Source organism: Pseudomonas sp. NPDC089547, from assembly GCF_050280665.1.
Taxonomy (GTDB): Bacteria; Pseudomonadota; Gammaproteobacteria; order Pseudomonadales; family Pseudomonadaceae; genus Aquipseudomonas.
Genome location: NZ_JBNNVS010000001.1, coordinates 320,051 through 339,263, shown reverse-complemented (window position 1 = coordinate 339,263; position 19,213 = coordinate 320,051). Strand labels below are relative to the sequence as shown.

Sequence of the window (19,213 nt, the reverse complement as noted above, 5' to 3'; positions counted from 1 at the left end):
AGCCTGTGTGTGCACTCAGCCGGTGTTGCGCAACCCGGCGGCAATACCCGCCACGGTCACCAGCAAGGCCTGCTCCAACGGGCTGTCCAGAGCGGCTTCGCGGCTGCGCGAGCGGGCCAGCAGCTCGGCCTGCAAGCGGTGCAGCGGGTCCAGGTAGGTGTTACGCAGGCTTATGAATTCCAGCGTCTCGGGGCTGTGCGCCAGTAGCACCGGCTGCCCGGTCAGGCGCAGCACCACCTGGCAGGACTGCGACAATAGGTCGCGCAGGTATGCACCTAAAGGAAGCAAGTGCGGTTGCACTAGACGTTCGTCGTAGGCCTCGGCAATTTGCGCATCAGCTTTTGCCAGTACCATTTCCAGCATGTCGATGCGGGTGCGGAAGAACGGCCACTGGTCGCGCATCTGTGCCAGCAGTTCGCCTTGGCCACGGGCCAGGGCATTGTTCAAGGCCGTTTCCCAGCCTAGCCACGCCGGTAGCATCAGGCGCGTCTGGGTCCAGCCGAAGATCCACGGGATGGCCCGCAGGCTTTCGATCCCCCCTGCGCGGCGCTTGGCCGGGCGACTGCCCAAAGGCAGGCGCCCCAGTTCCTGCTCCGGGGTCGATTGGCGGAAGTATTCGACAAAGTCGGGGTTTTCCCGCACCACGCCGCGGTAAGCCTTGACGCCATCGGCAGCCAGTTGGTCCATTACCTCGCGCCAGGCTGGCTGCGGGGGCGGTGGAGGCAACAGCGTGGCCTCGAGGACGGCGGCCAGGTACAGGTTGAGGTTTTGCTCGGCGATGCCCGGCAACCCGAATTTGAAGCGAATCATCTCGCCCTGCTCGGTGGTGCGAAAACGCCCCGCCACCGATCCCGGCGGTTGCGACAGGATCGCCGCGTGGGCCGGGCCGCCGCCGCGCCCTACGGTACCGCCGCGGCCGTGGAACAACAGCAGTTCAACCTGGTGTTCGGCGCAGATGCGCACCAGGTTTTCCTGGGCGCGGTACTGTGCCCAGGCCGCGGCCGTGGTGCCGGCGTCCTTGGCCGAGTCGGAGTAGCCGATCATCACTTCCTGCGGGCCATGCAGGCCGGCGCGGTAGCCCGGCAGGCCGAGCAAGCGCTGCATCACCGGGCCAGCGTTGTCCAGGTCGGCCAGGGTTTCGAACAGCGGCACCACGCGCATGGGCCGGGTCAGGCCGGCTTCCTTGAGCAGCAGTTGCACGGCCAGCACGTCTGAAGCGGCACCAGCCATGGAAATGACATAGGAGCCCAGCGAGGCAGCCGGCGCGGCGGCAACTTCCCGGCAGGTGGCCAGCACCTCGGCGGTATCCACCTGCGGTTTGAAATGCGCGGGCAACAGCGGCCGGCGGTTTTTCAGCTCGGCCTGAAGGAACTCGATGCGGCGTTCTTCGTCCCAGTCGGCATAGCGCCCCAGGCCCAGGTAGTCGGTGATTTCGGTCAGTGCGTCGCGATGGCGGGCAGCGTCCTGACGCACGTCCAGCCGGCCCAGGAACAGGCCGAAGGTGACGGCGCGGCGCAGGCAGTCGAGCAGCGGGCCTTCGGCGATCACGCCCATGCCGCAGGCGTGCAGCGACTGGTAGCACAGTTCCAGCGGCGCGATCAGGTCGCGGTTGTCCACCAGCACTTCAGCGCTGGCCGGTTGGCTGCTGCTCAGTGCCGAATGCGCCCAGGCGCGCGTCGCCCGCAGGCGGTCGCGTAACTGCTTGAGCACGGCGCGGTAGGGTTCGACACTGTCGCCGACCCGCTCGCGCAGGGCATCGCTGGCCTGCTGCATGGACAGTTCCGCAGCCAGCGCATCGATGTCGCGCAGGAACAGGTCGGCGGCCATCCAGCGGGCCAGCAACAGGACTTCACGGGTGACGGCGGCAGTCACGTTGGGGTTGCCGTCGCGGTCACCGCCCATCCACGAGGCAAAGCGGATTGGCGCGGCCTCCAGCGGCAGGCGCAGGCCGGTGGCCTCCAGCAGGGCCTTGTCGACCTTGCGCAGGTGGCTGGGAATTGCGTGCCACAGCGAATGCTCGATCACCGCAAAGCCCCACTTGGCTTCGTCTACCGGCGTGGGGCGGGTGCGGCGGATTTCTTCGGTGTGCCAGGCCTCGGCAATCAGCCGGCGCAGGCGATCGCGTACTTGCTGGCGCTCGGCTGAGGTCAGGTCACGGTGGTCCTGCGCGGCCAACTGGCCGGCGATGGCATCGTACTTCTGGATCAGGGTGCGGCGGGCCACTTCGGTGGGGTGCGCGGTGAGCACCAGCTGGATGTCCAGCTTGGCCAGTTGCCGGACCAGGGCGTCGTTGCTGTGCCCAGCCTGCTTCAGCCGTGCAAGCAACCCGGGCAGCACACGGGCCTCGAAGGGTTCGGGCTGACCCGTGTCGCGGCGGCGAATCAGCTGGTACTGCTCGGCCATGTTGGCCAGGTTGAGAAACTGGTTGAAGGCCCTGGCTACCGGGAGCAGGTCTTCTTCGGCCAGGTCCCCCAGGGTCGAGCTCAGTTGTTCACCGGGGCCACGACGGTCGGCCTTGGCACTGTGGCGGATGTCTTCGATCTTCTGCAAGAACGCATCGCCGTGCTGCTCGCGAATGGTTTCGCCAAGCAGTTCACCCAGCACATGGACATCTTCACGCAAACGCACATCGATATCGGTCATTGGCCCTCTCTCCGTTGCATCCCTTTCAGGCTCCACGCCATTCCTGTGGGAGCGGGCATGCCCGCGAAAAATCCAACGCGGTGGCTGGCACCGGCTTCGCCGGTGTTCGCGGGCATGCCCGCTCCCACAATGGGCCGTGACATTCACCCAAGAGTGCCCCTAGCCGTGCGGCAATGGCAAGCCGTGATCAGGCAAAGCAAACTAAAATGAACGCACAGCACTCCCATGCCATACAGCCTTAGCAGGCGTCACCAGAGGTCATCATGAAAATCCGTGAACTCGCCCAGCACTGGGAACAGAATGCCGCCGGTACCCTCAGCCGCACGGGCCATGTCCTGCACCTTGACCTGGAATCCGAGGCGCGCCTGGCCGCGCTGATCGACATGTACCCCAAGCGCACCGCCGAGGAATTGCTCGGCGAACTGGTAGCCGCCGCCCTTGAAGAGGTTGAGGCCAGCTTCCCCTATGTGCAGGGCCGTCAGGTCATCGCCACCGATGAAGAAGGCGACCCGCTGTACGAAGATGTAGGGCCTACCCCACGCTTTCTGTCGCTCTCCCGCCAGCACCTGCACAGCCTGAGCAACACCCCCGCCGACGGCGACAAATAACCCAGCGCCACCGTTCCGGGCCTGCCCAGGGCCCGGAATACCGCCCCCGCAAGCAAAAGTTCCAGCCAATCCTCACTGACCGATTAGTCAGAAATAATTGCCCGTTCGGGGCATTTTTTTCTGAACCATTGGAAAAGCGTTCGAGTCGGAGCCAATAGCCATCACGCTAAAACCCTGCACACCTACCCTTGTGCACCGTTCAACTGAAGCGCACGGTTTTTGTCAGGGAATATGCGATGGACTGCTACGGACATCGTCGTTATCAGGAGTGATCCAATGGAACTGACCACCATGAAAACCCGCACAAGCAAACTGGCATCCACTCACGTGCGCGGGTTCAAGCTGGCCGCGCTGGCCCTGGGCAGTAGCCTGGTCCTGGCCGGCTGTGCGGGCAACCCGCCTACCGAGCAGTATGCCGTTACCCAGTCCGCCGTGAACTCCGCCGTCAGCGCTGGCGGCACCGAGTTTGCCGCCGTGGAAATGAAAGCGGCACAAGACAAGTTCAAGCAGGCTGAAATCGCCATGCATGACAAAAAGTATGACGAAGCAAAACTGCTGGCCCAACAAGCCGAATGGGACGCACGCCTCGCCGAACGCAAAGCCCAGGCGGCCAAGGCCCAGAAGGCCGTGCAGGATGCCCGCCAGGGCGTTCAGGACGTACGTGAGGAAGGGCTGCGCAGCGCTCAGTGAGCCCTGCCCCGCCAACCTCTGCTTTCGCACACGATCAAAGGATGAACACTATGCGCAATTTCGTCATGATTCCCGCCCTGCTGGCCCTCAGCGTTGGCCTTGCTGCCTGCTCGCACGACCCTAACGCCAACCTGGAAGCGGCCCGCACCAACTTCTCCTCGCTGCAGAGCGACCCGCAATCGAGCAAGGTGGCGGCGCTGGAGACCAAGGACGCCCAGGACTGGCTGAACAAGGCTGACAAGGCCTACATGGACCGTGAAGACCAGAAGAAGGTCGACCAGCTCGCCTACTTGACCAACCAGCGTGTCGAGGTGGCCAAGCAGACCATCGCCCTGCGCACCGCCGAAGGCGAGCTGAAAAATGCCGCCGCCCAGCGCGCCCAGGCTAAGCTGGACGCCCGCGACGCCCAGATCGCCAAGCTGCAGGACAGCCTCAACGCCAAGCAGACCGACCGCGGTACGCTGGTCACCTTCGGTGACGTGCTGTTCGACTTCAACAAGGCCGAACTCAAGAGCAACGCCTACCCGAACATCACCAAGCTGGCCCAGTTCCTTCAGGAAAACCCTGAGCGCAAGGTAATTGTCGAGGGCTATACCGACAGCGTCGGCTCGGCCAACTACAACCAGAGCCTGTCCGAACGCCGCGCAGGCTCAGTGCGCATGGCGCTGGTGCGTGCCGGCGTAGACCCTGCGCGCATCGTCGCCCAGGGTTATGGCAAGGAGTACCCGGTAGCGGACAACGGCAGCAATTCGGGCCGCGCCCAAAACCGCCGGGTGGAGGTGACCATCTCCAACGACAACCAGCCGGTGGCACCGCGTACGGTGAGCCAGGTTCAGCAGTAAGGCCGGTTGATCAACCCCGCCCTTGTGGCGGGGTTTTTCTTGCACTTCAATTTCCAAAAGCACCTTTAAAAGCACTTTATAAGGCACTAGAATTTCAGCATCCCCAACCACACTCATGGGTTGAAACAACTATGACCTACCCGGTTCTTGCCGATCTGGCAGCATCCATCACAGACTTGAAGAAAGACCCCATGGGCACTATCCGCGAAGCTGCTGGTGAAACGGTGGTCATCCTCAACCGGAACGAGCCCGCATTCTATGCGGTTCCGCCCGAACGCTATGAAGCGATGATGGAGCTGATTGACGACATGCAACTGGCTGAGCTCGTTCGCCAGCGCCGTAGTGGGCCCACTGTGCGAGTGGATATTGATGAACTCATCGAAGAAGCCGAAGGAAGCAAGAAGTTACGACCTTGAGTTCGATGTGCGGGATTAGCCTGTCAGATTTTCAGGGCCTGTGCCGGCCTCTTCGCGGCTAAAGCCGCTCCCACAGGGATTACGCTGGCGTCGAGTTGACGCAGTACCTGTGGGAGCGGGCGAGCCCGCGAAGAGGCCGGAGCAGGTTATGCAGATGCCGGCTCACTGCACCTGCTGCGGGGTTTCCTCGCCCATGCAGCGCACCGCACGCTTGCGGTTGTCCACCAGCACGCCGGTCAGGCCTTTCTGCTCGGTGTCGAACAGCACCAGCACGCCATCGACGCACTGGGCCACTTGCGGCGCCGGGTCCAGCGAAACCTTGTAGTCCTCGCCCGGGATGGTCTTGAGCATGGTGAAGTCCTGCAACAACAGGGCATCCTCGGGTTTGGCGAAATGCAGGTAACCGTAGTACCACAAGGCCCCCACCGTCACGATGATGCTGCCGACGCCGGTCAGGATCAGCGGGATGGCGTTGCGTTCTTCACTCATTGCTTGTTCTTCTCGTCAGGGTAATTGGGCACTTCGGCCAGCCGCCGAAGGCCGTTGAAATGGCTGGGGTCGTCGAGGAAACGCAGCATCACCTGGCGCCACGTGGGGTCGGCGAAGGTCTGCACGTGCCCACCGCGGGTCAGTTGCAGCACCCGCGGTGGTGGCGCGTGCTGGTAAAGGCGGATGCCGTTGTCCATCGGCACCAGATTGTCATCGATGCTGTGGAAGAACAGCTTGGGCGGGCTGCTCAATTGCTCGATCGAACGGATTGCACTGTCGCCGTCCGGCACCAACCACGACAGCGGCACCTGTAGCGGCCAGGTCATCCACGACGTGCTGAGGGCAAAGCGCCCCACCGCACGGTAACTGGCCGGCACACCATCGAACACCAGTGCGCTGAAGCGTTGCCGTTGCTCGGGGTGGGCCGCCAGGTAATGGATGGCCATGGCGCCCCCCAGGCTCTGCCCCAGCAGCACCAGCGGCTTGCCCTTGACCTCGGGCGCCTGGTCCAGCCAGGCCATGGCTGCCGCAATGTCCTCGTACACTTCTGGCAGCCTCGGCGTGCCCTGCGACAGGCCATAACCGCGGTAATCGATCATCAGCACCTGGTAGCCCTGCTCCGGCAACCAATAGCTGCCGCCCAGGTGCCCCGGCAGGTTGCCACCATTGCCATGCAGGTGCAGCACCGTGCCTTTGATTTCAACGCCCGCCTTGGCCGGCAACCACCAGCCATGCAGGCGCAGGCCGTCCGATGTGACAAGGGTGACATTGCGGTAGTCGAGTTTGGCCCGCTCGGGGGTGAACGCCTGGCCACGCTCGGGGTAGAACAGCAGGCTGCTGCAACCGCCCAGGCCCAGCAACACCAAGCCAAGCGCCAGCAGGCGGCAGTACTCAGAGAATGTTCGCGTAGTCGGCTTCAATACGGTCCAGGCTCAGGTGGTTGAGGAAGTTGGAGAAGCACATCCACGCCGACAGCGCGTTAAGGTCGCGGAACTGCTCGGGCAGGTACTTGGGCGGTTCGACCAGCCCTTCTTCGACCAGCTGGCGCAAGGTGCGCATGTCTTCCAGGGTGGTCTTGCCGCAGAACAGCAACGGGATCTGTTCGAGCTTGCCCTTCTTCACGGCCAACTGAATGTAGTTGTAAACCATGATGAAGCCCTTGAGGTAGGACAAGTCCTTGGTGAATGGCAGGCCATTGGGCACCGAGCCGCGAAACACCCGGCTGGCGTTGCTGTAGCTCTGCGCCATCTCGAAGCCTTGCTCGCGGAAGAAATTGAACACCTGGAGAAAATCGGCGCCCTCCTCGACCATGTGGATGGCGCGGGTACGGTTGGTGAGCTTGCGCAGGCGGCTGGGGTAGGAGGCGAAGGCGATCACTTCCATGAGGATGGCCAGGCCTTCCTGAGTGACCGTCGACGAGGGCGGGCCCTTGGCCAGGAAGGTGCAGATCGGCTGGTTCTGGCCGTTCAGGGTAGTGCCCACGTGCACCAGCCCCTCGTGCACCTCCAGGGCGCGCACGTCGCGGACGTTGAACATGGCGTCGGCGCGCACCTTGATGTAGTCGGCACCCGCCGCTGCATCGGCGACGATGCCGTCAGACTCGAACACGCGAATGGTTTCCTCGGCCTCGCCGAACACTTTGTTCAGGCGACGCTGGAGAATGTCCACGGCCTCTTTGGCTGTCAGGTTCTTCGGCTCGTCCTTGAGGTCGCCGCGGCCGTCGATGTTGTTCAGGTAGTCGGAGAACATCATGCCGAGGTCGGCCAGGGTCGGGTCACCGGCATGGAAGGCATCGGAAGCGGCGCCGTACAGCTCCTGGGAGATCAGGCCGAAGTCCTCGGTGCCGCGCGCTTCCAGCATGCGCACCACCATGCGGTATTCGCGGCACATGCGCTTCATGATCTGCCCGACCGGGTTGAACTGGCCGAGCTGGCGAATGATGTCGCGCTCGATGCCCTGGAACTCGGCCTTGACCGCGCTTGAATCGAACGACAGCGGGCGCGACTGGTAATAGGCACGGTCGACGGCCGGCGGTTCCTTGCCCTTGGCCTTGAGAAAGCCCTGGCGGATGTTGTCGTCCCACTTCACCGCGTCCAGCACGCGGATCGGGGTTTGCGCCGCAACGATGCGGTCGGACAGGGCGCGGATGGTTTGCTGGTATTCGTCCACCGGGGACTCCTTTCTAGTACAAGAAACCTGTGCCGGCCTCTTCGCGGGCTTGCCCGCTCCCACAGGGGCGGCGCCACATTCGAGAGCAGCGCCGTACCTGTGGGAGCGGGCAAGCCCGCGAAGAGGCCGGCACAGGTAGTTACTTGCCCGAGCGCTGGAAGCGCGCCACTTCAACAAACAGGTCGGAATTGGCCGGGTCGTCCAGGTAAGCCAGCACCCGCGCCGACGGGCTGTCGATCAGTACGCCGTCGCCGTTGTCTTCCGGCACCTCGGTGCTGCGGCCGGTCAGCTCCTTCTTGTCCACCGCCTGCTGCACCTGCTCGACATCCAGGTTGTACAGCACCAGCTCCTTGCCATCGACGATATCGAAGCCGCCAATCAGGAAGTTGCCACCCAGGCGCTTGGGCACCCCGGCCGAGAGGTACCAGCGGTTGCCATGGCGGGACACGGTAAACACATATTCCTCGGGTTTCTTGCCCTTTGCCGTGGCAACGGCCTTATAGGCATCCGCACCGCTGCGGCTGATGGACAGTTTCAGCGGCTCGCCCCAGGCATCCTTGCTGCTCCACTTGCCGAGCAGGGCCTTGGGCGCCGCCTGGTTGCTGGGCAAGGGCTCATGGAAGGTCACCAGACAACCGCCCAGCAGCAGGAATGACAGCGTCAACAGCACCACACGCCAGGCTTTCATCAGGTTCTCCTTGAAAAGTCGGTCTCGGCTCAGGCCGATGCCAGCACCAGCTGCAGGTATCGGGTAAGCATAGCGAGCATCTGCCCATCGGCTTGCGCGTTCGCATCCTTGAGCAGGCCCTGATATTCCATCTGCTCGATAATCGCCGTCAACATCTGGGCGTCCTGTTCCGGTTGCCGCGAGCCCACTACCTGCAGCAATTGCCGGGTGCCATGCAGCAAGATCTGCTCATGGGCCTGCACCAATTCGGCCAGGCGCGGGCACAGCAGCGCCTCCTGGCGGAAGGCCTGCTCGGCCATCAGGAAGTCGCGGCGGGTCAACAGTTGCCGCTGTACGTAGTCGGCGGTCATGCGCGCCACGTCGTCAGCCAGCCTTGCCCGTGCCTGCGGGCTGCCGTCGCCCTGGGCCAGCAACTGGCGCAACACCACCTCGGTGTTGGCCCAGAGCTTGGCCATGTAAGCGGCGCTGCGCTCGACGTACTGGGCGAAGGTGTCGGTGAGCAGGTCTTCGATGTCCTTGAAGTAGTAGGTGGTGGCCGAAAGCGGCACACCGGCCTCGGCGGCCACGGCGCGGTGGCGCACACCCCGTACGCCATCGCGCACGACAATGCGCATGGCGGCGTCGAGAATCAGCTGGCGGCGCTGTTCGCTGCCTTGGCGGGCAGTCTTGCGGCCTTGGTATTGCACGCTTTCGGCGACGGCGGTGGCGATGCCGGCGGCGCCCTGGTCAGGCATGGCGGGTGTCACGGGGGGGTACCTCATGGGCAGTGTTTCTTCAGTGCCGGCCTCTTCGCGGGCGCGCCCGCTCCCACAGGGACCGCACAATGTTCAGGTCCTGTGCAGTACCTGTGGGAGCGGGCGTGCCCGCGAAGGGGCCGGTACAGACAACATAATGCTTCAGGCAAGAAAAAGCCGCCTCGAAAGGCGGCTTGTTCAGTTCACTCAGGCCTGCGGACGCATGTGCGGGAACAGGATCACGTCGCGGATCGACGGCGAGTTGGTCAGCAGCATCACCAGGCGGTCGATACCGATGCCTTCACCGGCGGTCGGCGGCATGCCGTACTCCAGGGCGCGCACGAAATCGGCGTCGTAGTGCATGGCTTCGTCGTCACCCGCGTCCTTCTCGGCCACCTGGGCCAGGAAGCGCTCGGCCTGGTCTTCGGCATCGTTGAGCTCGGAGTAGGCGTTGGCGATTTCACGGCCACCGATGAACAGCTCGAAGCGGTCGGTAACGGCCGGGTTTTCGTCGTTGCGACGGGCCAGCGGCGACACTTCGAACGGGTACTCGGTAATGAAGTGCGGCTGCTCCAGCTTGTGCTCGACCAGCTCTTCGAAAATCATCACCTGCAGCTTGCCCAGGCCTTCGTGGCCCAGCACCTTGGCACCGGCCTTCTTGGCGATGTCGCGGGCGCGGTCGACGTCTTGCAGGTCGGCAGCGGTCAGCTCGGGGTTGTACTTGAGGATCGAGTCGAACACCGACAGGCGCGCGAAAGGCTCGCCAAAGTGGAACACCTTGTCGCCGTACGGCACATCGGTGCTACCCAGCACCAGCTGCGCCAGCTCACGGAACAGTTCCTCGGTGAGGTCCATGTTGTCGTTGTAGTCGGCGTAGGCCTGGTAGAACTCAAGCATGGTGAATTCAGGGTTGTGACGGGTCGAGACGCCTTCGTTACGGAAGTTGCGGTTGATCTCGAACACCTTCTCAAAGCCACCTACCACCAGGCGCTTGAGGTACAACTCCGGCGCGATACGCAGGAACATGGCCATGTCCAGCGCGTTGTGGTGAGTTTCGAACGGCTTGGCCGCTGCGCCACCCGGAATGGTCTGCAGCATCGGCGTCTCGACTTCGAGGAAGTCGCGCTCAATGAGGAACTTGCGGATGTGCGAGATCACCTGCGAACGCACACGGAAGGTGTGGCGGGTTTCTTCGTTGACCATCAGGTCGACGTAACGCTGGCGGTAGCGCTGCTCGGTGTCGGTCAGGCCGTGGTGCTTGTCGGGCAGCGGGCGCAGCGACTTGGTCAGCAGGCGCACGTTGGTCATTTCGACGTACAGGTCGCCTTTGCCGGAACGGGCCAGGGTGCCTTCGGCGCTGATGATGTCGCCCAGGTCCCAGGTCTTGACGGCGGCCAGGGTTTCTTCGGGCAGGGTTTTACGGTTGACGTAGACCTGGATGCGACCGGTCATGTCCTGGATCACCATGAACGAGCCACGGTTGAGCATGATGCGACCGGCAACCTTGACCGGGATCGCGGCTGCTTCCAGCTCTTCCTTGGTCTTGTCCGCGTACTGTTTCTGCAGGTCGTTGCAGTAGCTGTCGCGACGGAAGTCGTTGGGGAAGGCGTTGCCTTTGGCGCGCTCTGCGGCAAGTTTTTCCTTGCGCAGGGCGATCAGGGCGTTTTCTTCCTGTTGCAGGTCTTGCGATTCGGTCTTGAGGTCGCTCATGTCGTCATTCTTTCCATCAGGTATTCGTTGCCCGTTCCGGGCAGGGCACGCGCTACCGGCGGCAGGCCAGGTAGCACGGCAGTGGTGTGCGGCTTACAGGCCCTGCTTGAGGCTCGCTTCCAGGTACTGGTCGATGTCGCCGTCCAGAACCTTGTTGCAGTCGCTGCGCTCGACGCCTGTACGCAGGTCCTTGATGCGCGAGTCATCCAGCACGTAGGAGCGGATCTGGTGGCCCCAGCCAATGTCCGACTTGCTGTCTTCCAGCGCCTGCGAAGCGGCGTTGCGCTTCTGCATTTCCAGTTCGTACAACTTGGCCCGCAGCATTTTCATGGCGGTGTCCTTGTTGGCGTGCTGGGAGCGTTCGTTCTGGCAGGCCACCACGGTGTTGGTCGGCACGTGGGTGATACGTACGGCCGAGTCGGTGGTGTTTACGTGCTGACCACCGGCACCGGAGGAACGGTAGGTGTCGATGCGCAGATCGGACGGGTTGATATCGATCTCGACCTTGTCGTCGATCTCGGGCGACACGAACACCGCCGAGAACGAGGTGTGACGACGGGCACCGGAGTCGAACGGGCTTTTGCGCACCAGGCGGTGCACACCGATTTCGGTACGCAGCCAGCCGAAGGCGTATTCGCCCTTGATGTGCACGGTAGCGCCCTTGATACCGGCGACTTCACCTTCGGACAGCTCGATGATGGTGGCGTCGAAACCGCGCTTGTCGGCCCAGCGCAGGTACATGCGCAGCAGGATGTTGGCCCAGTCCTGCGCTTCGGTACCACCGGAACCGGCCTGGATGTCCAGGTAGGCGTTGTTCATGTCCATCTCGCCGCTGAACATGCGACGGAACTCAAGCTGTGCCAGGCTTTCTTCAAGGCCTTGCAGCTCGGTCACGACGTCGCTGACGGCGCCTTCGTCTTCTTCCTCGACGGCCATGTCGAGCAGGTCCTTGCAGTCAGACAGGCCATTGGACATCTTGTCCAGGGTGTCGACCACCTGCGCCAGCATGGCACGCTCGCGGCCCAGGGCCTGGGCGTACTCGGGCTTGTTCCAGACGTTGGGGTCTTCCAGCTCGCGGTTGACTTCGATCAGGCGGTCATGCTTGTGATCGTAGTCAAAGATACCCCCGAATGGACTGGGAACGCTCGGTGAGGTCCTTGATGGTGTTCAGGATCGGTTGGATTTCCATGGGCGAGGCTCTCGTGCGAATTCGGTGAAAAGCCCGCGAGTATAACCGAGTCCGCCGCAAGGCGGCAGACCCGCCGGGCGGTAGCGTGTGAATAGAACATGCCGAAGTTGCGCAGACTTTGTGGGAGCGGGCGTGCCCGCGAACACCGGCAAAGCCGGTGCCATCCACCGCGTCGCCTTTTTCGCGGGCACGCCCGCTCCCACATGGGGCCATGCAGTTTTCTGGGGGTCAGGCGATCCCGACCTGGTTACGCCCGCCGTTCTTGGCCTGGTACAGGCCCTTGTCTGCCGCCGAGATCAACTGCCGGCAATGGCTGCCGACAGCCGGGGTCTGGGTGGCCAGGCCAATGCTCACGGTCAAGCGTGCATCGGCCACCGGGGCCGTGTGCGGGATGCCCAGGCCCAGCACGGTCTGGCGCAGTTTTTCGGCCACCAGACGTGCCCCGCCTGGCGAGGTGTTGGGCAACACCAGGGCAAACTCTTCGCCGCCATAGCGGGCCGGCAGGTCGGTCGGCCGCGAACACGAACCACGGATCGCCTCGGCTACCTGGCGCAAGGCCTCGTCGCCGGCCAGGTGACCGAAACTGTCGTTGTAGGCCTTGAAGTAATCCACATCGATCATCAGCAACGACAACTGCTGCTGCTCACGCATGGCCCGGCGCCATTCCAGCTCCAGGTACTCATCGAAATGGCGACGGTTGGACAGCCCGGTCAGCCCGTCGGAGTTCATCAGCCGCTGCAGCATCAGGTTGGAATCAAGCAACTGCTGCTGGCTGACGCGCAAGGCGCGGTAGGCCTCGTCGCGTTGCAACAAGGTAAGGTAAGAGCGCGAGTGGTAGCGAATGCGCGCCACAAGCTCGATGGTGTCTGGCAGCTTGACCAGGTAATCGTTGGCCCCGGCGGCAAAGGCCGCGCTCTTGACCAGCGGGTCTTCCTTGGTCGACAGGACGATGATCGGGATATCCTGGGTGGCCGGGTTGTTGCGGTACTCACGCACCAGGGTCAGGCCGTCCAGGCCCGGCATGATCAGGTCCTGGAGAATGACCGTGGGCTTTATGCGCATGGCCTGGGCCACCGCCTGGTGCGGGTCGGCACAGAAGTGGAAGTCGATGTTGTCTTCGTTGGCCAGGCCACGCCGCACCGCCTCACCGATCATGGCCTGGTCATCGACCAGCAGCACCATCGCCGAGTTCTCGTTGGGGGTGGCAAAACCTTCGATCGGCAAATCATTCATACCTTTTCACCCGGACACGGCCGACCAGGCGGCGTGATTCAATACTATTCGTCATTTTCCGAAAATTTCCGTCAAGCGCCCGGCTATGCGTTCCAGCGGGCGGATTTCCACTGCGGCATCGATGGCCGCAGCGGCCTTGGGCATGCCGTACACCGCACTGCTCGCCTGGTCCTGGGCGATGGTCAGAAAGCCCTGCTGACGCATCAGTTTCAGGCCCTGGGCGCCGTCGCGGCCCATGCCGGTGAGCAGCACGCCCACCGCATCGCCATTCCAGTAACGCGCCACGCTCTCGAAGAATACGTCGATCGAGGGCCGGTAGATTTCGTTGACAGGTTCGGCAGTGTAGGCCAGTTGACCGTTCTGTAGCAGCCGAATGTGGTGATTGGTGCCCGCCAGCAGCACCTGCCCCGGCTGCGGCGGCTCGCCTTCACGGGCCAGCCGCACCGGCAGGCCCGCTGCACTGCTGAGCCATTCGGCCATGCCTGCAGCAAACACCTGATCCACATGCTGGACCAGCACGATGGCTGCCGGAAACGCCGCCGGCAGCCCTTTGAGCAGCACTTCGAGGGCTGCCGGGCCGCCTGCCGACGAGCCTATCGCCACCAGGCCGCGGCGCTGCGAGGCCTCACGCAGCGGTGTAGCCACCTGGCGTGCAGCAGGTGCACGTTGCTGGCCGATGAGCCAGCCGATATTGAGGATTTTACGCAACAGCGGCGCCGCCGCTTCGCGGGCATCGCCAGCCCCCAGCGCCGGGGTGTCGACCACATCCAGGGCACCGTGGCCCATGGCCTCGAACACCCGGTGCACATTCTGCTTGCGGTCGACCGTGACGATGACAATGGCGCACGGGGTTTCGGCCATGATCCGCCGGGTGGCCTCCACGCCGTCCATCACCGGCATGATCAGGTCCATCAGGATCAGGTCCGGCAACTGTTCGCTGCAGCGCTGCACCGCCTCGGCGCCATTGCTGGCGACCCAGACCACCTGGTGTGCAGGCTCGAAGGCGACTGCACGACGCAGCGCCTCTACGGCCATGGGCATGTCATTGACGATGGCGATCTTCATCCTTGAGCACCTCCGATCAGTTCGACCACTGCCTCCAGCAACGCATCGTCGTGGAAACTGGCTTTCGCCAAATAGTAGTCGGCGCCAGCATCCAGGCCACGCCGTCGGTCTTCCTCACGGTCCTTGTAGGACACCACCATCACTGGCAGTGATTGCAGGCGCTGGTCGCGGCGCACCAGGGTGACCAGTTCGATGCCATCCATGCGCGGCATGTCGATGTCGGTAATCAGCAGGTCGAAGTCCTCGCCGCGCAAGGCGTTCCAGCCGTCCATGCCGTCTACCGCCACCGCCACATCGTAGCCACGGTTACCCAGCAGCTTGCGCTGCAGTTCACGCACGGTCAGCGAGTCGTCGACCACCAGAATGCGCTTGCGCAGAACGCCACGGGCACCGCCGCTACCACGCTCGATGCGTTCCAGGCTACCGGTGCTGAGCAGTTTTTCCACCGAGCGCAGCAGGTCTTCGACGTCGACGATCAGCACCACCGAACCGTCGTCGAGCAAGGCGCCGGACGAAATGTCCTGCACCTTGCCCAAGCGCGGGTCGAGCGGCATCACCACCAGTACCCGTTCACCCACCAACCGTTCCACAGCCACGCCGTACAGCTGCTCGCGCTCACGGATCACCACCACCCGCAGGCTGATTTCTTCGCTTTGACCGGCTGGCCGGTTCAGCAGCTGGCTGGCCGCCACCAGGCCGATATGCCGGCCTTCGTGCCAGAAATGCTGGCGCCCTTCGATCTGCACGATCTGTTCGGCCGTCACTTCCAGCGTGCGTTCGATGTGAGCTAGCGGGAAGGCATAGGCTTCGCCGCCCACCTCTACCACCAGGCTGCGCACCACCGACAGGGTTAGCGGCACCTGCAAATGGAAGCGGCAGCCCTGCCCCGCCAGCTGGGTCAGCTCGATGGAGCCGCGCAGCTCGCGGACCATGTGCTGTACGGCATCCAGCCCGACACCACGGCCGGACACCTCGGTAACCTTGTCGCGCAGGCTGAAGCCGGGCAGGAACAGGAACGTCAGCAGCTCTGCTTCGCTCATGCGCACCACTGTGTCGACGGGGGACAGGGCGCGCTCCACGATGCTGCTGCGCAAGCGTTCCAGGTCGATGCCGGCCCCGTCGTCGATCAGCTCCAGGCTGAGCATGCCCGCCTGGTGTGAAGCGCGCAGGCGAATCTCCCCTTCTTCCGGCTTGCCCGCCAGCATGCGCCGCTCCGGCGGCTCGATACCGTGGTCGACGGCATTGCGCAACAGGTGGGTCAGCGGTGCTTCGAGTTTTTCCAGCACATCGCGGTCAACCTGCGTTTTCTCGCCGTCCACCACCAGCCGCACCGGCTTGCCCAGCGAGCGACCAAGGTCACGCACCATGCGGCTCTGGCCGGTCAGCACGTCAGCGAACGGGCGCATCCGGCAGGCCAGCGCGGTGTCATACAGCAGCTGCGCACGCTGGCTGGCCTGCCAGCCGAATTCGTCCAGGTCGGCGGCCTGTTGTTGCAGGATCTGCTGGGTTTCCACCAGCAGGCGTTGGGTTTGCGCCAGGGCTTCGAGCACCTCAGTGCTCTGGCCACTGTCCTCCAGTTGCAGGCGCAGGCCATCGAGCGCCTGCATGCCCTGGCCATGCATGCGCTTGAGGCGGTGCAAGGTGGCCAGGTAAGGCTTGAGCCGCTGGGTTTCCACCAGCGACTTGCTGGACAGGTCAAGCAGGCTGTTCAGGCGGTCGGCAGTGACCCGCAGTACCCGCTCGCTGCCTTCTGTGGCGCGCTTGCCGGCCTTGCGGCGCGGGGCCGGTTCAGGCTCCGGGTCTGGCTCGGGCGGTTCGCTGGGTAGCGGCAGCGGGTTGGCGGGCAAGGTGGCCAGCGGCAGCGCTGGCAGGGCTTCGGCCGGCAGCGGCGCGGCCGGCATGGGTGCGGCGCCGGGGTCGAGCAGGCTGGCCATTTGCGCAAGGAATACGGGCAGGGTCGCCTGCGCCGCAACATCGCCGGGCGTGGCAATGCGCATCAGCAGGTCGGTGCCTTGCAACAGCGCATCGATGTGTTCGGCACTCAGCCGCAAGCGGCCTTCCTGGGCGGCTACCAGGCAGTCTTCCATCACGTGGGCGACACTGACGCCGGCATCCACGCCAACGATGCGCGCCGCACCCTTCAGCGAGTGGGCGGCACGCATGCAGGCCTCAAGCTGGTCGGCCTGGGTAGGGTTGCGCTCCAGCGCCATCAGGCCAGTGCTGAGCACCTGGGTCTGCGCCTCGGCCTCCAGGCTGAACAGTTCGAGCAGCGATGCGTCGCGCATTTGCTCTGGGGTCATGACAGGCTCCGCTGCACGGCAGACAGTAATTGTTGATCGTCCAGTACCCGCACGCTGCGGCCGCGCCATTGCAAGACGGCTGCGGTGAAACGCGAGGTGTCCTGGCCGCTGTCCAGCAGCAGCGGGTCGAGGCGATGAATGCCGTCGATTTCCTCGACCGCCATCACCACCGGCCCACCGTCGGCTGCCAGGATCAGCATGCGTGGCATCGACCGGCCGCTGCGCTGTTCGACGGGGCTGACCTGTACACCCAGCAAGTCAGCCAGTGACAGGCACGGCACCAACGCACCGCGCACGTTGGCAACGCCCTGCAACACCCGTGAGCGCTGGTGCGGCAACGAATGCACGGCCTGCAACGGGGCGATTTCCGCCAGGCTGGCGGTAGCCAGTGCCAGCCACTCCTCGCCCAGGCGGAACAACAACATGGAGCGGCCAGTGCTTTCGTCGACTGCCTGGGTCGACGCTGCCTGGTGCTCCTGCACCAGCGCGTAGCGATCGAGCAGGCGCGTGGCCGCAGCGGCGTAGACTTCGCAGTTGCGGCAGTGGACATGACGTTCCAGCAACGGGCATTGCTTGTCGCCATGCACGCCGATGCGGTTCCAGCAGTCGTCGATGTGCGCGTCATCCTCGGCAAGCAGTTGCAGCGCGGATTCTCCCATCATCGTTCAGACTCCCGGCCAACCCGGGCGGCACGCTCCTGCAGGCGCCTGGCGCCGGCCAGGTCGCCCTGTGCCGCCAGCAAGGCCGCCAGGTGCACCAGTGCTTCGGCGTGTTGCGGTTCCAGGTACAAGGCCTTGCGATAATGGCTCAGCGCCAGTTGGGCATCACCTTCGGTATCGCTGAGCAGCCCCAGCCAGTAATACACCTGCGCCGAAGGCGCGAACTGCCCGAGGTAGCGCTGGCATTCGGCACGGGCCAGCTCGCTGGCACCTGCGTTGGCATGCCGGGCAATGCTGGCCAGCAGCTCGCTTTCGCTGTCGCGATTGGGCACGGGTGGCGGTGCAGGCTTTGCCGCCACAGGCGTTACGCGTGCAGGGCGCGGCGATGCTGCGCCTGGCGGCACATAGCCCGGCGTGGCCAACGGCGGCAACATGCGCCGCGCTGGCGGGGCCGTAACCGCTGCCAACGGGGCGCTTTCGCCCTCCTGACGCACATAGGCAAACGACTGGGAAATCCCCAGCGGCCGCATGCCCAACCGCGCCAGCAAGCTGCCTTCGGCCGGCCCGATAAACAGCACGCCCTGCGGATGCATCAGGCGCTTGAGCACTTCGAACACACGCTGCTGGGTTGGCACGTCGAAATAGATCAACAGGTTGCGGCAGAACACAAAATCGTAAAGGCCATCGCGGCTGGCCAGCGCCGGGTCCAGCACATTGCCCACCTGCAGGCTGACTTGCTGCCGCACCCGTTCATGCAGGCGGTGGCCTTCGTCGATGGCATCGAAGAACCGCTCGCGAAAGCCCAGGTCGCTGCCACGGAAGGCATTGCGCCCATAAAGGGCTTGCCCTGCCTTGGCCACCGAGCTTGGGCTGATGTCCATGCCGTCGATCAGGAACGCACCGGGCGCGATACCGGCGTCGAGCAAGGCCATGGCCAGCGAATAGGGTTCTTCACCCGTAGAGCATGGCAAGCTGAGCAAGCGCAGCGGGCGCGCTCCGGCCAGCTCGGCAAGGCGTTTTTGCGCCAGGTTGGCCAGGGCAGTAAAGGATTCGGGGTAACGGAAGAACCAGGTTTCCGGGACGATCACGGCCTCGATCAAGGCCTGTTGCTCATCCGCCGATTGCTGTAGACGCAGCCAGTAGTCATCCAGGTCCATGGCATTCGCAGCCACGCAGCGCTGACGCAGCGCGCGCTCGACCATGGGCGCACCCACCGACTCCACATCCAGGCCGATGCGCTCACGCAAGAAGCGGTAAAAACGCTGTTCGTTCATGTCGGCATCCCTGTCGGATCATCCGCGTAAAGCAGGTGGTGCACGGCGTCGGGTAGCAGGTCATTGACTGCGATGCGCTGTACCAGGCCCTGTTCGTCCTGGCGCACAGGGCCCAGGTAGGGCGCCTCGCCGCTGTCCACCCCGTAGGGCTGGAACTCGTCGGGGTGGCAGCGCAGGGTGTCAGTGGCCTGTTCCAGGATCAGGCCCAGTTGCAAGCCGCTACGGTAGTGCACCAGCACCAGGCGGGTACTGGTGCGTTGCGCTGCGGGTTGGCCAAAACTCAGCGCCGCCAGGTCGATCACCGGCACCAGCAGGCCACGGTGGGCGAGAATGCCCGCAACCCAGGCAGGTGCCTGGGCGATCGGTTTGAGCGGCTGGCGCGGCAGCACTTCGATAACCTCGTGCACGCTCAGGGCAAAGCGCTGCGCCTTGATGCGAAACTGCAGGTACAACGCCCCCTTGGCGTTCTCCGCCCGCGCGGCACGCGGTTGCAAGTTGTTCATC

The 19,213-nt window shown here is 64.1% G+C and carries 18 protein-coding genes; 4 read left to right on the top strand and 14 right to left on the bottom strand.

Annotated elements, in window-relative coordinates:
• Positions 1–15: 15 nt before the first annotated feature.
• Positions 16–2,643 carry a phosphoenolpyruvate carboxylase gene (gene ppc, locus ACQKPZ_RS01505; RefSeq protein WP_427535125.1) on the bottom strand — a complete coding sequence of 876 codons (2,628 nt, stop codon included), beginning with the start codon at positions 2,641–2,643 and terminating at the stop codon, positions 16–18.
• Between the two features lie 263 nt (positions 2,644–2,906).
• Between ppc and ACQKPZ_RS01500 the strand changes: the two genes are divergently transcribed.
• The 4 genes from ACQKPZ_RS01500 (at position 2,907) to ACQKPZ_RS01485 (ending at position 5,199) form a co-directional block, all read left to right on the top strand.
• On the top strand, positions 2,907–3,251 hold the full coding sequence (locus ACQKPZ_RS01500; RefSeq protein WP_427535124.1) for a pilin assembly protein: 345 nt from the start codon (positions 2,907–2,909) through the stop codon (positions 3,249–3,251).
• 276 nt (positions 3,252–3,527) lie between these two features.
• Positions 3,528–3,941 (top strand): DUF4398 domain-containing protein, encoded by a 414-nt coding sequence (locus ACQKPZ_RS01495; protein WP_391130278.1) that lies wholly within the window; start codon positions 3,528–3,530, stop codon positions 3,939–3,941.
• Between the two features lie 50 nt (positions 3,942–3,991).
• On the top strand, positions 3,992–4,783 hold the full coding sequence (locus ACQKPZ_RS01490; protein ID WP_427535122.1) for an OmpA family protein: 792 nt from the start codon (positions 3,992–3,994) through the stop codon (positions 4,781–4,783).
• Positions 4,784–4,914: 131 nt separating this feature from the next.
• Complete coding sequence (locus ACQKPZ_RS01485; protein WP_427535120.1) at positions 4,915–5,199, top strand: type II toxin-antitoxin system Phd/YefM family antitoxin; 285 nt, start codon at positions 4,915–4,917, stop codon at positions 5,197–5,199.
• A 162-nt stretch (positions 5,200–5,361) separates the two neighbouring features.
• Here ACQKPZ_RS01485 and ACQKPZ_RS01480 read toward each other — a convergent pair whose 3' ends face one another.
• From ACQKPZ_RS01480 to ACQKPZ_RS01420, 13 genes are all read right to left on the bottom strand, one after another.
• Positions 5,362–5,688, bottom strand: coding sequence for a hypothetical protein (locus ACQKPZ_RS01480; protein ID WP_300025053.1), 327 nt, complete (start codon positions 5,686–5,688; stop codon positions 5,362–5,364).
• Positions 5,685–6,608 (bottom strand): alpha/beta hydrolase, encoded by a 924-nt coding sequence (locus ACQKPZ_RS01475; protein ID WP_427535118.1) that lies wholly within the window; start codon positions 6,606–6,608, stop codon positions 5,685–5,687. The genes ACQKPZ_RS01480 and ACQKPZ_RS01475 overlap by 4 nt, the downstream gene beginning before the upstream one ends.
• Complete coding sequence (locus ACQKPZ_RS01470) at positions 6,580–7,857, bottom strand: flavohemoglobin expression-modulating QEGLA motif protein (protein ID WP_012270793.1); 1,278 nt, start codon at positions 7,855–7,857, stop codon at positions 6,580–6,582. Before ACQKPZ_RS01470 ends, ACQKPZ_RS01475 begins: the two co-directional genes overlap by 29 nt.
• 139 nt (positions 7,858–7,996) lie before the next feature.
• On the bottom strand, positions 7,997–8,545 hold the full coding sequence (locus tag ACQKPZ_RS01465; RefSeq protein WP_427535116.1) for a hypothetical protein: 549 nt from the start codon (positions 8,543–8,545) through the stop codon (positions 7,997–7,999).
• A gap of 29 nt (positions 8,546–8,574) precedes the next feature.
• Entirely contained in the window at positions 8,575–9,279 is a 705-nt protein-coding gene (locus ACQKPZ_RS01460) for a TetR/AcrR family transcriptional regulator (RefSeq protein ID WP_391130459.1), read from the bottom strand.
• Positions 9,280–9,486: 207 nt separating this feature from the next.
• The gene (gene lysS, locus ACQKPZ_RS01455) at positions 9,487–10,989 is read right to left on the bottom strand and encodes a lysine--tRNA ligase (protein ID WP_391130290.1); all 1,503 of its coding nucleotides are present in this window, start codon (positions 10,987–10,989) and stop codon (positions 9,487–9,489) included.
• 93 nt (positions 10,990–11,082) lie between these two features.
• Positions 11,083–12,178, bottom strand: a protein-coding gene (gene prfB, locus ACQKPZ_RS01450; RefSeq protein ID WP_427535114.1) for a peptide chain release factor 2 whose coding sequence is annotated in 2 segments (ribosomal slippage) — positions 11,083–12,105 and positions 12,107–12,178 — 1,095 coding nt in all. Because the reading frame shifts where the segments join, the coding sequence is not laid out codon by codon here.
• A 228-nt stretch (positions 12,179–12,406) separates the two neighbouring features.
• Positions 12,407–13,411: a Wsp signal transduction system regulator diguanylate cyclase WspR gene (gene wspR, locus ACQKPZ_RS01445; protein ID WP_391130296.1), complete on the bottom strand. Its 1,005-nt coding sequence runs from the start codon at positions 13,409–13,411 to the stop codon at positions 12,407–12,409.
• A gap of 51 nt (positions 13,412–13,462) precedes the next feature.
• Positions 13,463–14,476 (bottom strand): Wsp signal transduction system protein-glutamate methylesterase WspF, encoded by a 1,014-nt coding sequence (wspF, locus tag ACQKPZ_RS01440; RefSeq protein ID WP_391130301.1) that lies wholly within the window; start codon positions 14,474–14,476, stop codon positions 13,463–13,465.
• On the bottom strand, positions 14,473–16,776 hold the full coding sequence (locus tag ACQKPZ_RS01435) for a hybrid sensor histidine kinase/response regulator (RefSeq protein ID WP_427535112.1): 2,304 nt from the start codon (positions 16,774–16,776) through the stop codon (positions 14,473–14,475). Before ACQKPZ_RS01435 ends, wspF begins: the two co-directional genes overlap by 4 nt.
• On the bottom strand, positions 16,773–17,438 hold the full coding sequence (locus ACQKPZ_RS01430) for a chemotaxis protein CheW (protein ID WP_427535110.1): 666 nt from the start codon (positions 17,436–17,438) through the stop codon (positions 16,773–16,775). The genes ACQKPZ_RS01435 and ACQKPZ_RS01430 overlap by 4 nt, the downstream gene beginning before the upstream one ends.
• Complete coding sequence (locus ACQKPZ_RS01425) at positions 17,435–18,709, bottom strand: CheR family methyltransferase (protein ID WP_427535108.1); 1,275 nt, start codon at positions 18,707–18,709, stop codon at positions 17,435–17,437. Before ACQKPZ_RS01425 ends, ACQKPZ_RS01430 begins: the two co-directional genes overlap by 4 nt.
• Positions 18,706–19,212 carry a chemotaxis protein CheW gene (locus tag ACQKPZ_RS01420; protein ID WP_427535106.1) on the bottom strand — a complete coding sequence of 169 codons (507 nt, stop codon included), beginning with the start codon at positions 19,210–19,212 and terminating at the stop codon, positions 18,706–18,708. Before ACQKPZ_RS01420 ends, ACQKPZ_RS01425 begins: the two co-directional genes overlap by 4 nt.
• Between the last annotated feature and the right edge of the window lies 1 nt (position 19,213).

What these genes read in the sequence shown, in the direction of transcription:
- ACQKPZ_RS01435 (WP_427535112.1), bottom strand. Translation starts at nt 16,776, where the DNA reads ATGACCCCAGAGCAAATGCGCGACGCATCGCTGCTCGAACTGTTCAGC.
- ACQKPZ_RS01500 (WP_427535124.1), top strand. Translation starts at nt 2,907, where the DNA reads ATGAAAATCCGTGAACTCGCCCAGCACTGGGAACAGAATGCCGCCGGT.
- ACQKPZ_RS01420 (WP_427535106.1), bottom strand. Translation starts at nt 19,212, where the DNA reads ATGAACAACTTGCAACCGCGTGCCGCGCGGGCGGAGAACGCCAAGGGG.
- ACQKPZ_RS01495 (WP_391130278.1), top strand. Translation starts at nt 3,528, where the DNA reads ATGGAACTGACCACCATGAAAACCCGCACAAGCAAACTGGCATCCACT.
- wspR (WP_391130296.1), bottom strand. Translation starts at nt 13,411, where the DNA reads ATGAATGATTTGCCGATCGAAGGTTTTGCCACCCCCAACGAGAACTCG.
- ACQKPZ_RS01430 (WP_427535110.1), bottom strand. Translation starts at nt 17,438, where the DNA reads ATGATGGGAGAATCCGCGCTGCAACTGCTTGCCGAGGATGACGCGCAC.
- ACQKPZ_RS01465 (WP_427535116.1), bottom strand. Translation starts at nt 8,545, where the DNA reads ATGAAAGCCTGGCGTGTGGTGCTGTTGACGCTGTCATTCCTGCTGCTG.
- lysS (WP_391130290.1), bottom strand. Translation starts at nt 10,989, where the DNA reads ATGAGCGACCTCAAGACCGAATCGCAAGACCTGCAACAGGAAGAAAAC.
- wspF (WP_391130301.1), bottom strand. Translation starts at nt 14,476, where the DNA reads ATGAAGATCGCCATCGTCAATGACATGCCCATGGCCGTAGAGGCGCTG.
- ACQKPZ_RS01425 (WP_427535108.1), bottom strand. Translation starts at nt 18,709, where the DNA reads ATGAACGAACAGCGTTTTTACCGCTTCTTGCGTGAGCGCATCGGCCTG.
- ACQKPZ_RS01480 (WP_300025053.1), bottom strand. Translation starts at nt 5,688, where the DNA reads ATGAGTGAAGAACGCAACGCCATCCCGCTGATCCTGACCGGCGTCGGC.
- ACQKPZ_RS01490 (WP_427535122.1), top strand. Translation starts at nt 3,992, where the DNA reads ATGCGCAATTTCGTCATGATTCCCGCCCTGCTGGCCCTCAGCGTTGGC.
- ACQKPZ_RS01485 (WP_427535120.1), top strand. Translation starts at nt 4,915, where the DNA reads ATGACCTACCCGGTTCTTGCCGATCTGGCAGCATCCATCACAGACTTG.
- ACQKPZ_RS01460 (WP_391130459.1), bottom strand. Translation starts at nt 9,279, where the DNA reads ATGCCTGACCAGGGCGCCGCCGGCATCGCCACCGCCGTCGCCGAAAGC.
- ppc (WP_427535125.1), bottom strand. Translation starts at nt 2,643, where the DNA reads ATGACCGATATCGATGTGCGTTTGCGTGAAGATGTCCATGTGCTGGGT.